This window comes from Candidatus Pantoea soli (assembly GCF_007833795.1).
Classification (GTDB): Bacteria; Pseudomonadota; Gammaproteobacteria; order Enterobacterales; family Enterobacteriaceae; genus Pantoea; species Pantoea soli.
In genome coordinates this window covers 2,633,749-2,648,377 of record NZ_CP032702.1, presented here as the reverse complement: position 1 = coordinate 2,648,377, position 14,629 = coordinate 2,633,749, and the positions used below count along the sequence as shown (strand labels likewise).

General features: G+C 60.0%; 14 protein-coding genes. 11 read left to right on the top strand and 3 right to left on the bottom strand.

Annotated elements, in window-relative coordinates; translation table 11 throughout:
* Nucleotides 1-51: 51 nt before the first annotated feature.
* Nucleotides 52-1,002: a transaldolase gene (tal, locus tag D8B20_RS12350; RefSeq protein ID WP_145889148.1), complete on the bottom strand. Its 951-nt coding sequence runs from the start codon at nucleotides 1,000-1,002 to the stop codon at nucleotides 52-54.
* A gap of 348 nt (nucleotides 1,003-1,350) precedes the next feature.
* Here tal and maeB point away from each other — a divergent pair, with 348 nt between their 5' ends.
* The gene (gene maeB / locus D8B20_RS12345; protein ID WP_145889147.1) at nucleotides 1,351-3,630 is read left to right on the top strand and encodes an NADP-dependent oxaloacetate-decarboxylating malate dehydrogenase; all 2,280 of its coding nucleotides are present in this window, start codon (nucleotides 1,351-1,353) and stop codon (nucleotides 3,628-3,630) included.
* 81 nt (nucleotides 3,631-3,711) lie between these two features.
* On the opposite strand, the gene hemF is transcribed toward maeB, so the two are convergent.
* Nucleotides 3,712-4,635 (bottom strand): oxygen-dependent coproporphyrinogen oxidase, encoded by a 924-nt coding sequence (gene hemF, locus D8B20_RS12340; protein ID WP_145889146.1) that lies wholly within the window; start codon nucleotides 4,633-4,635, stop codon nucleotides 3,712-3,714.
* A 49-nt stretch (nucleotides 4,636-4,684) separates the two neighbouring features.
* Nucleotides 4,685-5,536 (bottom strand): N-acetylmuramoyl-L-alanine amidase AmiA, encoded by an 852-nt coding sequence (gene amiA / locus D8B20_RS12335; RefSeq protein WP_145889145.1) that lies wholly within the window; start codon nucleotides 5,534-5,536, stop codon nucleotides 4,685-4,687.
* 210 nt (nucleotides 5,537-5,746) lie between these two features.
* On the opposite strand from amiA, the gene D8B20_RS12330 reads away from it, so the two are divergent.
* From D8B20_RS12330 to D8B20_RS12285, 10 genes are all read left to right on the top strand, one after another.
* The gene (locus D8B20_RS12330; RefSeq protein ID WP_145889144.1) at nucleotides 5,747-6,172 is read left to right on the top strand and encodes a GNAT family acetyltransferase; all 426 of its coding nucleotides are present in this window, start codon (nucleotides 5,747-5,749) and stop codon (nucleotides 6,170-6,172) included.
* Between the two features lie 7 nt (nucleotides 6,173-6,179).
* Entirely contained in the window at nucleotides 6,180-6,638 is a 459-nt protein-coding gene (locus D8B20_RS12325) for a DUF2919 domain-containing protein (protein ID WP_145889143.1), read from the top strand.
* A 63-nt stretch (nucleotides 6,639-6,701) separates the two neighbouring features.
* Nucleotides 6,702-7,322 (top strand): RpoE-regulated lipoprotein, encoded by a 621-nt coding sequence (locus tag D8B20_RS12320; protein WP_145889142.1) that lies wholly within the window; start codon nucleotides 6,702-6,704, stop codon nucleotides 7,320-7,322.
* A 292-nt stretch (nucleotides 7,323-7,614) separates the two neighbouring features.
* Nucleotides 7,615-8,631 (top strand): sulfate ABC transporter substrate-binding protein, encoded by a 1,017-nt coding sequence (locus tag D8B20_RS12315; RefSeq protein ID WP_145889141.1) that lies wholly within the window; start codon nucleotides 7,615-7,617, stop codon nucleotides 8,629-8,631.
* Complete coding sequence (cysT, locus tag D8B20_RS12310) at nucleotides 8,631-9,464, top strand: sulfate/thiosulfate ABC transporter permease CysT (protein WP_145890560.1); 834 nt, start codon at nucleotides 8,631-8,633, stop codon at nucleotides 9,462-9,464. Before D8B20_RS12315 ends, cysT begins: the two co-directional genes overlap by 1 nt.
* On the top strand, nucleotides 9,464-10,336 hold the full coding sequence (gene cysW / locus D8B20_RS12305) for a sulfate/thiosulfate ABC transporter permease CysW (protein WP_145889140.1): 873 nt from the start codon (nucleotides 9,464-9,466) through the stop codon (nucleotides 10,334-10,336). The genes cysT and cysW overlap by 1 nt, the downstream gene beginning before the upstream one ends.
* Entirely contained in the window at nucleotides 10,326-11,414 is a 1,089-nt protein-coding gene (cysA, locus tag D8B20_RS12300) for a sulfate/thiosulfate ABC transporter ATP-binding protein CysA (RefSeq protein WP_145889139.1), read from the top strand. Before cysW ends, cysA begins: the two co-directional genes overlap by 11 nt.
* A gap of 72 nt (nucleotides 11,415-11,486) precedes the next feature.
* The gene (gene cysM / locus D8B20_RS12295; RefSeq protein WP_145889138.1) at nucleotides 11,487-12,368 is read left to right on the top strand and encodes a cysteine synthase CysM; all 882 of its coding nucleotides are present in this window, start codon (nucleotides 11,487-11,489) and stop codon (nucleotides 12,366-12,368) included.
* Between the two features lie 176 nt (nucleotides 12,369-12,544).
* Nucleotides 12,545-13,225 carry a response regulator transcription factor gene (locus D8B20_RS12290; protein WP_145889137.1) on the top strand — a complete coding sequence of 227 codons (681 nt, stop codon included), beginning with the start codon at nucleotides 12,545-12,547 and terminating at the stop codon, nucleotides 13,223-13,225.
* The gene (locus tag D8B20_RS12285) at nucleotides 13,222-14,583 is read left to right on the top strand and encodes an ATP-binding protein (protein WP_145889136.1); all 1,362 of its coding nucleotides are present in this window, start codon (nucleotides 13,222-13,224) and stop codon (nucleotides 14,581-14,583) included. Before D8B20_RS12290 ends, D8B20_RS12285 begins: the two co-directional genes overlap by 4 nt.
* The last annotated feature ends 46 nt before the right edge of the window (nucleotides 14,584-14,629 follow it).

Here is a 14,629-nt window from a genome sequence, read left to right as displayed (position 1 = left end):
TGGGCAACAGCGGACGGGCAAACGCCCGTCCGGCTTAAGCGGGTGACGGGATTACAGGCGCGCGGCCAGCACGTCTTCCAGTTTTTGCTGGTCCACGGCGAACTGACGGATACCGTCCGACAGTTTTTCCACCGCCATTGGATCCTGGTTGTGCTCCCAGCGGAATTCCGCTTCAGAGAGCGGCGAAGGCTGATGGAAACCTTCGGTAGACGGCTCCAGCTTGCGCTCTACCGGCGCATCGCTGTTCGCCAGCTCTTCCAGCAGGTTAGGGGAGATGGTCAGACGGTCGCAGCCTGCCAGCGCGATGATCTGCTCCACTTTACGGAAGCTGGCGCCCATGATGACCGTGTTATAGCGGTGCTTTTTGTAGTAATCGTAGATGCGACGCACGGATTTCACGCCCGGATCTTCATCGACAACATACGGATCAAGCGGCTTGCGTGAGTTGTAATAATCGTAGATACGGCCAACAAATGGCGAAATCAGAAACACACCGGCTTCAGCACAGGCGCGCGCCTGGGCAAAGGAGAACAGCAGCGTCAGGTTGCACTGGATACCGTTTTTCTCCAGCTCTTCTGCGGCTTTGATGCCTTCCCAGGTTGAGGCCAGCTTGATCAGAATACGTGAGCGGTCAATGCCGTTTTCTTCATACAGGCGTACCAGTTTCTCTGCTTTGGTCACGCACATGCCGCGGTCGAAGGACAGGCGGGCATCAACCTCCGTAGAGACGCGACCCGGTACGCTTTTCAGGATTTCCATACCGAGGTTGATCGCCACTTTATCGCTGGCGTTGATGATTTGCGTCTCTTTGCTGCCGCCCTGTTTTTTCGCGTAATCGATGGCGTCGTCAATCAGGTGTTTATAAGCGTCAAGACCGGCGGCTTTCAGGATCAGGGAAGGGTTCGTGGTCGCGTCTTCCGGATTATAATGGCGAATGGATTCGATATCGCCGCTGTCCGCCACCACGGTGGTGAACTGTTTTAATGCATCTAGCTGGTTCATCGCTTAACTCCTTGATTAGCAATAATGTTGGCAAAAGGGAACCGCGGCAGCCATCGCCTTATCTGCGCTTTTGCCGGAGAGGCAGGTCCCACACAGTGCAACAGACGCCGGGGGAAGAAAATGCGTTTTCTCTGATTGTGGCGTCCGGGTGCGTGACGCATCGCCGGGGGGCCTGATCGGTTCAGCTCTGCGTTTTGCCATCCTTAAGCATAGCAGGCTGCGCCAAAGCCGCAGGCGAGGCGGTGGCAATCTGTGCCAGAACGGCTGCCGGTTATTTGAGCGCCTTCACCCTCTTTTACGCCGGGCATTCCTATACTGGGGGCTTTCAGCCGTGCAAAAGGATATCCGATGGACGATCAACTCAGGCAGAGCGCGCTCAATTTTCATCAGTTCCCCACCCCCGGAAAAATACAGGTTTCTCCAACCAAACCGCTGGCGACACAGCGCGACCTGGCGCTGGCTTACTCACCTGGCGTCGCTGCGCCCTGTCTGGAGATTGCCGCCGATCCGCTCGCTGCGCATAAGTACACCGCGCGCGGCAATCTGGTGGCGGTGATCTCCAACGGCACCGCCGTCCTGGGGCTGGGCAACATTGGTGCGCTGGCGGGCAAACCGGTGATGGAGGGCAAAGGCGTTCTGTTTAAAAAATTTGCCGGGATTGATGTGTTTGATCTCGAAATCAACGAACAGGACCCGGATAAACTGATTGAGGTGATCGCCGCGCTGGAACCGACCTTTGGCGGCATCAATCTGGAGGATATCAAAGCGCCGGAGTGTTTCTACATTGAGCAGCAGCTGCGGCAGCGCATGCAGATCCCGGTGTTTCATGACGATCAGCACGGTACGGCAATCATCTGTACCGCCGCCGTGCTGAACGGCCTGCAGATTGTGCAAAAAGCCATTGGCGATGTGCGGCTGGTGGTGTCGGGGGCCGGAGCATCCGCCATTGCCTGCCTGAACCTGCTGGTGGCGCTGGGCCTGCAGCGGCACAATATTGTGGTGTGTGACTCCAAAGGGGTGATTTACCGCGATCGCGAAGCAAACATGACGCCGACCAAGGCGGCCTATGCGGTTGCCGACAGCGGTGCGCGCACGCTGGATGAAGTGATCGCCGGCGCGGATATCTTCCTCGGCTGCTCCGGCCCGAAGGCGCTGACGCCGGAGATGGTGCAGAAGATGGCGAAAAATCCGCTGATCCTCGCGCTGGCCAATCCTGAGCCGGAGATCCTGCCGCCGCTGGCGAAGCAGGTGCGACCGGATGCGATCATCTGCACCGGACGATCGGATTTTCCCAATCAGGTGAACAACGTGCTGTGCTTTCCGTTTATTTTTCGCGGTGCGCTGGATGTCGGAGCCACCGCCATCAATGAGGAGATGAAGCTGGCAGCCGTGCATGCCATCGCCGCGCTGGCGCAGGCGGAGCAGAGTGATGTGGTGGCCTCAGCGTATGACGATCAGGATCTGCGCTTTGGCCCGGAGTACCTGATCCCCAAGCCGTTTGATCCGCGGCTGATTGTGCAGATCGCGCCGGCGGTGGCCAAAGCTGCAATGGATTCCGGCGTCGCCACGCGGCCCATCACCGATTTCGATGCCTATCGCGAGCAGCTCACCGAGTTCGTCTACAAAACCAACCTGTTTATGAAGCCGATCTTCTCGCAGGCGCGTAAAGCACCGAAACGCGTGGTGCTGGCGGAAGGGGAAGAGGTGCGCGTGCTGCACGCCACGCAGGAGCTGGTATCGCTCGGGCTGGCCAGACCGATTCTGATCGGGCGACCGCATGTCATCGCTATGCGTCTGCAGCAGCAGGGGCTGAAAATTGAAGCCGGCCAGGATTTTGAGATCGTGAATAACGAATCCGATCCGCGCTTTAAAGCCTACTGGAACGAGTACTATCAGATGATGAAACGCCGTGGCGTGACGCCGGAAACGGCGCAGCGTGCGGTGATCGGCAACCCGACGCTGATCGGGGCGATCATGGTGCATCGCGGCGAGGCGGATGCCCTGATTTGCGGCACCATCGGCGACTATCGCGAACATTATGAGGTGGTGGAAAAGGTGTTTGGCTTCCGCGATGACGTGAACGTTGCCGGAACCATGAATGCGCTGCTGCTGCCAAACGGCAACACCTTTATCGCCGACACCTATGTGAATGAAGATCCCAGCGCGCAGCAGCTGGCGGATATTACGCTGCTGGCGGCGGAAACGGTACGGCGCTTCGGTATTGAACCGCGCGTCGCGCTGCTGTCGCACTCCAGCTTTGGGACGTCCGCCGCGCCCGGCGCACGCAAGATGCGGGAGGCGCTGGCGCTGATTCAGCAGCGGGCACCGGAACTGGAGATCGATGGGGAGATGCACGGTGACGCCGCGCTGGTGGAGAGCATCCGGCGCGAACTGATGCCGGACAGCCCGCTGAAGGGCTCGGCAAATCTGCTGATTATGCCCAATGTCGAGGCGGCGCGCATCAGCTATAACCTGCTGCGGGTGTCCTGTTCGGAGGGGGTGACCGTCGGACCGGTGCTGATGGGCATGCGCAAGCCGGTACACGTGCTGACACGCATTGCTTCCGTGCGGCGTATTGTCAACATGGTGGCGCTGGCGGTGGTGGAAGCGCAGACGGAGCCGCTTTAGGCAGCGGTTAGCCGTGGGCGCAGCTCACCTGCCGGCGACGCGAGCGCCGCGCCGGCAGAGAGCCCGGTCGCGGCGTGCCGGTCAGGGCGCCAGACCCAGCCAGTCTTTGACCGGCAGGAAGTCACGGTACAGCGCTGCTTCGGGCGAACCGGCTTCTGGCTGGTAATCATATTCCCAGCGCACCAGCGGCGGCATTGACATTAAAATTGACTCGGTGCGACCGCCGGTCTGCAGGCCAAACAGCGTGCCGCGATCCCAGACCAGATTGAACTCCACGTAGCGGCCGCGGCGATACAGCTGGAACTGCCGCTCGCGTTCGCCCCACGGCAGTGCTTTGCGCTTCTCCACAATCGGCAGATACGCTGCGCTGAAGCCGTTACCCACCGCCTGCATAAAGGCAAAGCAGTGGTCAAAATCCGGCGTGTTCAGGTCATCATAAAACAGCCCGCCGATGCCGCGCTGCTCGTTGCGGTGCTTCAGATGAAAGTAATTGTCGCACCAGGTTTTGTAGCGCGGATAGACATCGCTACCAAACGGCTGGCACAGGTCGAAAGCCGTCTGATGCCAGTGCCGCGCGTCCTCTTCAAAGCCGTAATAGGGCGTGAGATCGAAGCCACCGCCGAACCACCATACCGGTTCTGCGCCGGGTTTTTCAGCAATGAAAAAACGCACGTTGGCGTGACTGGTGGGTACGTAGGGGTTTTCCGGATGAACCACCAGCGAGACGCCCATGGCCTCAAAACTGCGGCCGGCCAGCTCCGGACGATGTGCGGTTGCGGAGGCCGGCATCTGGTCGCCGTGCACGTGGGAAAAGTTTACGCCTGCCTGCTCAAATACCGCGCCGTGACGCAGCACGCGGCTGCGTCCGCCGCCGCCGCCGCCGGGGCGCTGCCAGTCATCTTCAGCAAAGGTGGCGCCGCCGTCCGCCGCCGCCAGACGGGCACAGATATCATCCTGCAGCGTGAGCAGAAACGCCTTGACGCGTGAAATGTCGGGATTGCTCATGAGTCACTCGTTCCGGGAAATATGCCGCGATTCTAGCACAGTTGCCGGGCTATGCCTGGCGCCGATCGGCCTCAGCAAAGTAATTCACGATGCCGTCAGCAATGGCGCTGGCGATTTTCTGGCGGAAGGCGCGGGTGCCGAGCAGCTGCTCCTCTCGCGGGTTAGTAATAAAGGAGGTCTCAACCAGCACTGAAGGAATCGACGGGGATTTTAGTACGGCAAACGCGGCCTGCTCGGTATGCTGGCTATGCAGATGGTGCACCGGACGGATTTGATCCAGCACATGCTTGCCCAGCGTCAGGCTGTTGCGGATGGTATCCGTCTGCACCAGGTCAAACAGGATCTGGTTCAGGTAGTTATCCTTCTCCTGCACGTTAACGCCGCCCACCTTATCCGCATCGTTTTCACGCTGCGACATATAGCGCGCCATGGCGCTGCTGGCGCCGCGGTTTGACAGCGCAAACACTGAAGCCCCGTTAGCCTCGGGACTGGTATAGCCGTCGGCGTGAATGGACATAAACAGGCTGGCACCATGCTGATGTGCAATCTCCACGCGCTGGTAGAGTGGAATAAAATGGTCGCTGTCGCGCGTCAGACGCACTTCCACTTTCGGGTGATCCTGCAGCAGCGTACGTACGGTGTGGGCGATCTCCAGCACAATGTGCTTCTCTTCGGCACCTTCCTGACCCACTGCGCCGGAATCAATGCCGCCATGGCCGGGATCGATCATGACGATACGTTTGCCGCTGGCCGACGGGCGGGGCGGTGTCGCGTGCGGGCGCGATGATACCTGCGTCTCCTGCGCCTGCACGGCACGCGGCGAGAGGATGGCCAGTGCCAGCCCGGAAAGAATCAGCTGACGGCGGTTAGTGAGCCGTTTCAGCAGTGAAATCGTGTTCATGTAAGTGTCCCTGACAGCTAAACCTGCCCCGTGTTATAGCCTAACCCTGCACGCCCGGCGACCCTGCAATCATTTCAGGTCTTTACTTTGTATTTCAGCCCGCTAACAGCCATTTCGCCGTTTTTTTCCACCGTTGCACAGCGTGAGGGTTGCGCCTGGCAAAGAATGCGTGATAATCAGCGAATTGTGCTAAACAGCAGGGTAACACCAATGGAAATTCGCTCATTCCGCCAGGAAGATTTTGAAGAAGTGATCACGCTCTGGGAGCGGTGCGATCTGTTACGTCCGTGGAACGATCCGGAACTGGATATTGAACGCAAAATGAACCACGACCCGGAACTGTTCCTGGTGGCGGAAGTGGGCGGCGAAGTGGTGGGCACGCTGATGGGGGGTTACGATGGCCATCGCGGTTCCGTTTACTACCTTGCCGTGCATCCTGATTATCAGGGGCGCGGTTTCGCCAATGCGCTGATGAACCGGCTGGAGAAAAAGCTGATTGCGCGCGGCTGCCCGAAAATCAATCTGATGGTGCGTGAAGAAAACGATCAGGTGGTCGCTTTTTATGAAAAGCTCGATTACGAGCCGGTGGATTCCGTGCTGCTCGGCAAGCGGCTGATCGAAGATCGCGAATACTGAGTTTCCGGTGCACGCGCTGAAATACCCACCGGAAGAATACGATGCGAAAGGGCAGCTGCGGCTGCCGTTTCTTTTCTGGCTGATTCTGCTGCTGCAGGCGCGCACCTGGCTGCTGCTGCTGATGGCCGGGGCGTCACGCCAGCAGGGCAGCGATCTGCTGGCGCTGTTCTATCCCGACAGGCAGAGCTTCTGGCTTGGGCTTGGACTGGGCGTGCCGGCCGCCGCTGGCCTGCTGCTGACCGGCTATCGCCAGCGCTGGCCGCGTCTGTGGCAGGGCTGGCGCTACCTGCTCAGCGCCTCGCTGCTGCTGAGCCTGCTGTGGCAGGGCGCTGCGCTGTGGCAGGGTGAGCAGGCGGATTCGCCGCTGCCCGTGTTGCTGCTGCTGTTTGACCTGCTGGCGCTGACAGGCCTGCAACGCTGGCAGCGGCTGCGCGACTGCTTTCATCCCGCCCGGCAAAACATCTAAACTTTTTGCCGGATTGCGACTCCAACAGGCACGCCAACCGGCACAAAAGATCAAGGAGTAAGCATGAAAGTTGTTCGTCCCGCCCTGCTGGTCAGTGCATTACTGCTGGCGGGCTGCGCCAGTTCAGGTTCTTCTTCTTCTGCCAGTGCGCAGGAGAGTCACTGGTATAACCCACTCAGCTATCACTGGTCTGCCCTTAACCCGTTCAGCTGGTTTGGTGGCACCCTGACCGTGACCGAGCAGGGCGTTGCCGGCCTGAACGGCAGCACGCCGATGTCGGAATCTGCCATCAGCCGTGCGCTGAATAATGACTATCAGCTGCGTCAGGGCATGCGCACGCAGAACGGCCAGGTGGAAGATTTCTGGCAGGCGCTGGATGACGGCAGCGTGAAGCTGGTCATCAGCGGTAAAAGCAGTGTGGAACGTATTGAGGCCAGGGATGCCAGCGCGCAAAGCGCCGATGGCAGCAAAATTGGCGACCGCTTCAGCGACAAATTCAGCAAGGCGTTTGATAACTGCAAAATGGTGGCGGGACTTGATACGCGCGATGTTGAATGCCGTGCGCCCGGCAGCGAGCATATCGCTTACCTTTACCACGGCGAATGGCACGGGCCAGCCGGGCTGATGCCGGCAGACGAAACGCTGAAAAACTGGACAATCAGCGCGATTATCTGGCAGCGCTAAGCCCGCCGGCGCGTCATTTTCCTGCCCCTGAACCCGCACGCTGCATTGCGCGGCGTGCCTCTGCGGCAGCCGGCCCGATCACCGCGCGTGCAGAGGGTGCCGCTGCCTGGCGTGCCCGGTCCTTAGCATCCTTTTCCATTGCCGCCAGCCGCATAACCTTCGCCGCGCGCTTATGCCTTTTTAGACTTTGAAATCCCTAAACGATATATAAAACCGTTACTGTTTTGCCCGGAGTTATCAATAAACTGGCTGCATCTGATGGCACTCGCGTTCCCCCTTTTCAGGATGCAGCATGACACTTCCGGTTTCGAAAACATGGCTTGGCGGTATCGCGCTGTCGCTGGCGTTCGCTACGTCGGCACAGGCAACGGAGCTGCTGAACAGCTCGTATGATGTGTCACGTGAGCTGTTTGTCGCCCTGAACGCACCGTTCGAGCAGCAGTGGGACGCCGCCCATCCGGGCGATAAACTCACCATTAAGCAATCGCATGCCGGTTCATCAAAACAGGCGCTGGCGATCCTGCAGGGATTGCGCGCGGACGTCGTGACGTACAATCAGGTGACCGATGTGCAGGTGCTGCATGATAAAGGCAACCTGATTGCGGCTGACTGGCAAAGCCGCCTGCCCAATAACAGCTCGCCGTTTTACTCCACCATGGCGTTCCTGGTGCGCAAAGGTAATCCAAAGCAGATCCACGACTGGCAGGATCTGGCTCGCGATGGCGTACGGCTGATTTTCCCGAATCCCAAAACCTCCGGCAACGGTCGCTATACCTATCTGGCGGCGTGGGGCGCAGCGGACAAAGCTGACGGCGGCGATAAAGCGAAAACGGAAGCCTGGATGGCGCAGTTCCTGAAAAACGTGGAGGTGTTTGACACCGGCGGCCGCGGCGCCACCACCACCTTCGCCGAGCGCGGGCTGGGCGATGTGCTGATCAGCTTTGAATCCGAAGTGAACACCATCCGTAATCAGTACGGCAAAGAGGACTTCGAGGTGATTGTGCCTGCCACCAATATTCTGGCCGAGTTCCCCGTCGCCTGGGTGGACAGGAATGTCGCGCACAACGGCACCGCTGAGGCAGCCAAAGCCTATCTGAATTACCTCTATACGCCGGAAGCGCAGAAGATCATGACGCAATACTACTATCGCGTGAATAACCCGCAGCTGATGGCCGCACAGCAGGCGCGTTTTCCGCAGACCGCGCTGTTTAACGTCAGCGACACCTTTGGCGGCTGGGATGCGGTCATGAAAACGCATTTTGTCAGCGGCGGTGAGCTGGACAAGCTGCTGGCAGCGGGGCGCAAATGATGCTGGCCTCTGCACAGAAACGCGTGCTGCCCGGCTTTGGAATCAGCCTGGGCACCAGCCTGCTGTTTACCTGCCTGATTTTGCTGCTGCCGATCAGCGCGCTGCTGATGCAGCTGTCGCAGATGACGCTGGCGCAGTACTGGGAAGTCATCACCAACCCGCAGCTGGTCGCCGCCTATAAAGTGACGCTGCTGTCTGCCGGGGTGGCTTCGCTGTTTAATGCGCTGTTCGGCATGCTGATGGCGTGGATCCTTACCCGCTATCGCTTCCCGGGACGCACGCTGCTGGACGGCCTGATGGATCTGCCGTTTGCGCTGCCTACCGCCGTTGCCGGTCTGACGCTGGCCGGGCTGTTTTCCGTGAATGGCTGGTACGGTCAGTGGCTGGCGCACTTTGATATCAAAGTCTCTTATACCTGGCTGGGCATTGCAGTCGCTATGGCTTTTACCAGCATCCCGTTTGTGGTGCGTACCGTACAGCCGGTGCTGGAAGAGCTGGGGCCGGAATATGAAGAAGCCGCTGAGACGCTGGGCGCGACACCGTGGCAGAGTTTCCGCCGCGTAGTGCTGCCTGAAGTGGCGCCGGCGCTGCTGGCCGGTACGGCGCTGTCGTTTACCCGCAGCCTGGGCGAGTTTGGTGCGGTGATCTTTATCGCCGGTAACATTGCCTGGAAAACGGAAGTGACGTCGCTGATGATTTTTGTGCGTCTGCAGGAGTTTGACTATCCGGCCGCCAGCGCCATCGCCTCGGTGATCCTCGCCGCATCGCTGCTGCTGCTGTTTGCCATTAACACCCTGCAAAGCCGCTTTGGCCGTCGTTTAGGAGGCCACTGATGGCCGAGGTTTCACAGATCAACCACGCGGCGCATCAGCCGGCAAGCAAGGCCAAATGGCTGCTGATTGGTATCGGCGCGCTGGTGTCGGTGCTGCTGCTGGTGGTGCCGATGATTTCTATTTTCTGGGAGGCGCTCAGCCAGGGCATCGGCCAGACCTTCAGTAACCTGCAGGATGGCGACATGCTGCACGCTATCTGGATGACGGTGCTGGTCGCGCTGATCACCGTGCCGGTCAACCTGGTGTTTGGCACGCTGCTGGCCTGGCTGGTGACGCGCTTTACCTTCCCCGGTCGCCAGCTGCTGCTGACGCTGTTTGATATTCCGTTTGCGGTCTCGCCGGTGGTGGCAGGGCTGATGTATCTGCTGTTCTGGGGCGTCAATGGTCCGGCCGGTGGCTGGCTGGACGCCCACAGCATCCAGATTATGTTCTCCTGGCCGGGGATCGTGCTGGCGACCATTTTCGTCACCTGTCCGTTTGTGGTGCGTGAGCTGGTGCCGGTGATGCTGAGCCAGGGCAGTAATGAAGATGAAGCCGCCGTTCTGCTGGGCGCGTCCGGCTGGCAGATGTTCCGCCGTGTGACGCTGCCGAACATTCGCTGGGCGCTGCTGTACGGCGTGGTGCTGACCAACGCACGCGCGATTGGCGAATTTGGCGCGGTGTCAGTGGTATCGGGTTCGATTCGCGGTGAGACCTACACCTTACCGCTGCAGGTTGAATTACTGCATCAGGATTACAACACCGTAGGCGCGTTTACCGCTGCCGCGCTGCTGACCCTGATGGCAATTGTGACGCTGTTTCTGAAAAGCGTGGTGCAGTGGCGATTAGAGCATCAGCTGAAGCGCCAACAGGAGGAAAATCATGAGCATTGAGATTAAACACATTAATAAAGCATTCGGCCGGACGCCGGTGCTGAACGATATCTCTCTGGATATTCCTTCCGGCAAGATGGTGGCGCTGCTCGGACCTTCCGGCTCCGGTAAAACCACGCTGCTGCGCATCATCGCCGGACTGGAGCATCAGAACAGCGGGCAGATTTCGTTCCACGGTAAAGATGTCAGCCGCATCCATGCGCGTGACCGTCAGGTTGGCTTTGTGTTCCAGCATTATGCGCTGTTTCGCCACATGACGGTGTTCGACAACATCGCCTTTGGCCTGACGGTGCTGCCGCGCCGCGAGCGTCCGAACAGGGCCGAAATTCAGCGGCGCGTAACGCGTCTGCTGGAGATGGTGCAGCTGGCGCATCTGGCTAACCGCTATCCGGCCCAGCTCTCCGGCGGTCAGAAGCAGCGTGTAGCCCTGGCGCGCGCGCTGGCGGTAGAACCGCAGATTCTGCTGCTGGATGAACCCTTTGGCGCGCTGGATGCGCAGGTACGTAAAGAGCTGCGCCGCTGGCTGCGTCAGCTGCATGAAGAGCTGAAGTTCACCAGTGTCTTTGTCACGCACGACCAGGAAGAAGCGATGGAAGTGGCGGACAGCGTCGTGGTCATGAGCCAGGGGAACATTGAGCAGGTTGGCTCGCCGGACGACGTGTGGCGCGAGCCGGCCACGCGCTTTGTGCTGGAGTTCCTCGGCGAAGTTAACCGTTTCGACGGCGAGGTGCACGGTTCACAATTCCACGTTGCCGCTCACCGCTGGCCGCTGGGCTATACGCCAGCGCATCAGGGCGAGGTTGAGCTGTTCCTGCGTCCGTGGGAAGTGGATGTTTCACGCCAGAGCAGCCTTGAAACCCCGCTGCCGGTTCAGGTGCTGGAGATCAGCCCGCGCGGTCACTTCTGGCAGCTGGTGGTACAGCCGACGGGCTGGCATGGCGAGGCCTTTTCGGTGGTGTACGCCGGCGAACACACCGCCCCGGCGCGCGGCGAACGGCTGTTTGTCGGCCTGCAGCAGGCGCGTCTCTATCACGGCACCACGCCGCTGCGTCCGGTTGCCTTTGCCGAGAGCGCCTGATATTTTTGTCACTCCTTCGGGCGGGATTTTCCCGCCCGATTTATTTGCCTCTCTTTCCCCTGGACTGACACCGTGACCACTCTGGAAAACACCATCGGCAATACGCCGCTGATCAGGTTGCAACGCCTGACGCCTGACAACGGCAGCGAAATCTGGCTTAAGCTGGAGGGCAACAACCCGGCGGGTTCAGTCAAAGACCGCGCGGCCTGGTCAATGATTCATCAGGCGGAATTACGCGGTGACATCCAGCCTGGCGATCGGCTGATTGAAGCCACCAGCGGCAACACCGGTATTGCGCTGGCAATGATTGCAGCGATGAAAGGCTACAGGCTGCGTCTGCTGATGCCGGAAAACATGAGCCAGGAACGCCAGGATGCTATGCGCGCCTACGGCGCAGAACTGGTGCTGGTATCGCGCGAGCAGGGCATGGAGGGCGCGCGCGATCTGGCGCAGGCGATGGCAGAGCGCGGCGAGGGCCGGGTGCTCGATCAGTTTAATAATCCGGATAATCCGCTTGGCCACTATCTGACAACCGGACCGGAAATCTGGCAGCAGAGCCACGGCCGCATGACCCATTTTGTCTCCAGCATGGGTACCACCGGCACCATCAGCGGCGTCGGGCGCTATCTGAAAGAGCATGCGCCACAGGTCCGGGTGATTGGCCTGCAGCCGCAGGAGGGCAGCAGCATCCCGGGCATCCGGCGCTGGCCCGCGGCCTATCTGCCCGGCATTTTCCGGCCTGAACTGGTGGATGAGGTGATGGATATGGCCCAGCAGGAAGCTGAAGAGACCATGCGCGCGCTGGCCCGGCGTGAAGGCATTTTCTGCGGCGTCAGCTCCGGCGGCGCCGTGGCCGGCGCACTGCGCATCGCAGCGGCACAACCCGGCAGCATCGTGGTGGCGATTGTCTGCGATCGCGGCGATCGTTACCTCTCTACCGGCGTGTACCACTGATCTCTCCGCCATAACCGGCGATGGCCTGTGCGTCGTTTCCTGCGGCGTGCGGGCCATTTTTGTCTATAGTCTCCCTGAGCGGCCCCGGCGACACGCACTGTAAGGATCGCGTAAAACCGGCTGCGTTCCGTGTCCACTCAGGCCAGAATAGCGGCAATTTTGTACGAGAGATGACAATGAAAATTCTGCTTGTTGACGATGATGTGGAGCTTGGCACCATGCTGAGCCAGTACCTGATTGCGGAAGGTTTTGAAACGCAACTGGTTTTAACCGGCAGCGCTGGCATTGAGGGCGCGCTCTCCGGCCACTATACCGCGATGATCCTCGACATCATGCTGCCGGATATGAGCGGGATCGACGTGCTGCGTCAGGTACGGCAGAACAGCCGTTTACCGGTGATTATGCTGACCGCCAAAGGCGACAATATCGATCGCGTGATTGGGCTGGAGATGGGCGCAGACGATTATGTGCCGAAGCCGTGCTACCCGCGCGAGCTGGTGGCGCGCCTGCGTGCGGTGCTGCGTCGGTTTGAAGATCAGGCACCGGTGCCGGATAAAAAAGAGACGCTGCGCTGGGGCGATCTGACGCTGAACCCGGCCACGCGCATAACGGAATGGCAGGGTAAAGCGTTCGACCTGACAGCATCCGAATTTAACCTGCTGGACCTGCTGCTGCGCGCGCCGGACCGTGTGGTCTCCAAAGATGAACTCTCCGAGAAAGGGCTGGGCCGCCCGCGGGAAGCCTACGATCGCAGCGTGGATGTGCACATCAGCAACATTCGCCAGAAACTGGCGGCGCTGACCGCCGACAGCATCAACATTGAGACGGTGCGCAGTATCGGTTACCGCATTCGATGAAACACAGCTATCGTGGGCGCATGTTCTGGAAGATTCTGCTGGGCTTCTGGATTGTGTTTCTGATTATCAGCCAGCTGCTGTGGCTGGGGTTTACCCTTTCTGGCAACCGGCATGAGCCGCCGGAGATTGTGGCCATTCGCCGTATTGTGAACCTGCAGATGGCCTCTGCCGTGTCGGTACTGGCGCGCGGCGGGCCGGCCGCGCTGGATGACATGATGGCCGACTGGGAGCCGAACGATCGGCAGTTTTTCTCGGTCATTCAGCATGATAAACCGCTCACCAGCCCGGTCAATGCGCCGCCGGAAACCTTCAGCCAGCCGTTTCACGGGCCTTTTCCGGATGTGATTGTGCGCTGGGTGAAAGGCGCGGACAGCAAAACCTACGAGCTGCGCTACGACGTCAAAGGACTGCGCGAAGACAGTTCCATGGGCGGGGGGCATCAGCGACGTATCCTCAATATTCCGGAACCGATGTTTACCTTTGCCGGCGCGCTGGGGCTGCTGTTCAGCCTGCTGCTGGCGTGGAACCTGACCCGGCCGATGCGCCAGCTGCGTGAAGGGTTTGCCCGCGTCTCCCGCGGCGATCTCTCGGTGCGGCTCTATCCGGTAATGCGTAAACGCCATGATGAACTCTCCAGCGTGGCGCAGGATTTTGATGCCATGGTGGAACGGCTGGACACGCTGGTTAAAGCGCGCGAAGAGCTGCTGCATGATATCTCCCATGAGCTGCGTTCGCCGCTGGCGCGTCTGCAGCTGGCGACCGGTCTGGCGCGCCAGACGCCGGAATCCGTGGCCGCTTCTCTTAATCGCATTGATGAAGAGGCGCGGCGGCTCGATAAGATGATTGGCGAGCTGCTGACGCTTTCCCGCGCTGAGCATGAGAGCATGCCGGGGGAACAATATTTTGATCTGACCGGTCTGCTGCAGGCGGTGGTAACCGATGTGCGCTATGAAGCGCAGATCCCCGGCGTGCATATCGATTTCCAGGTGGATGAGCAGGAAGACTATACCGTGCGTGGCAATGCAGAACTGATTCGGCGCGGGGTGGAGAACGTACTGCGCAACGCGCTGCGTTTTTCGCATCAGGGTCAGCATATCAGCGTGCGCCTGCAGGCAGAAAATCAGTGGCTGGCGATCCGCGTGCGTGACCAGGGGCCAGGCGTGGACGAGGAGAAGCTCTCCAGCATTTTCGATCCCTTTGTGCGCGTGAATTCGCCGCTGATGGGCAAAGGCTACGGGCTGGGATTGTCGATTGTGCGGAAGGTGATTCTGGCGCACCACGGCGAAGTGCAGGCGGTGAACCGGCCGGAAGGCGGTCTGGAACTGACGCTGCGGCTGCCGCGCTGGCAGCAGCGTTAAACATCTCACCCGATCGGACGGCAGGCGAAACAAAAACGGCACCCGC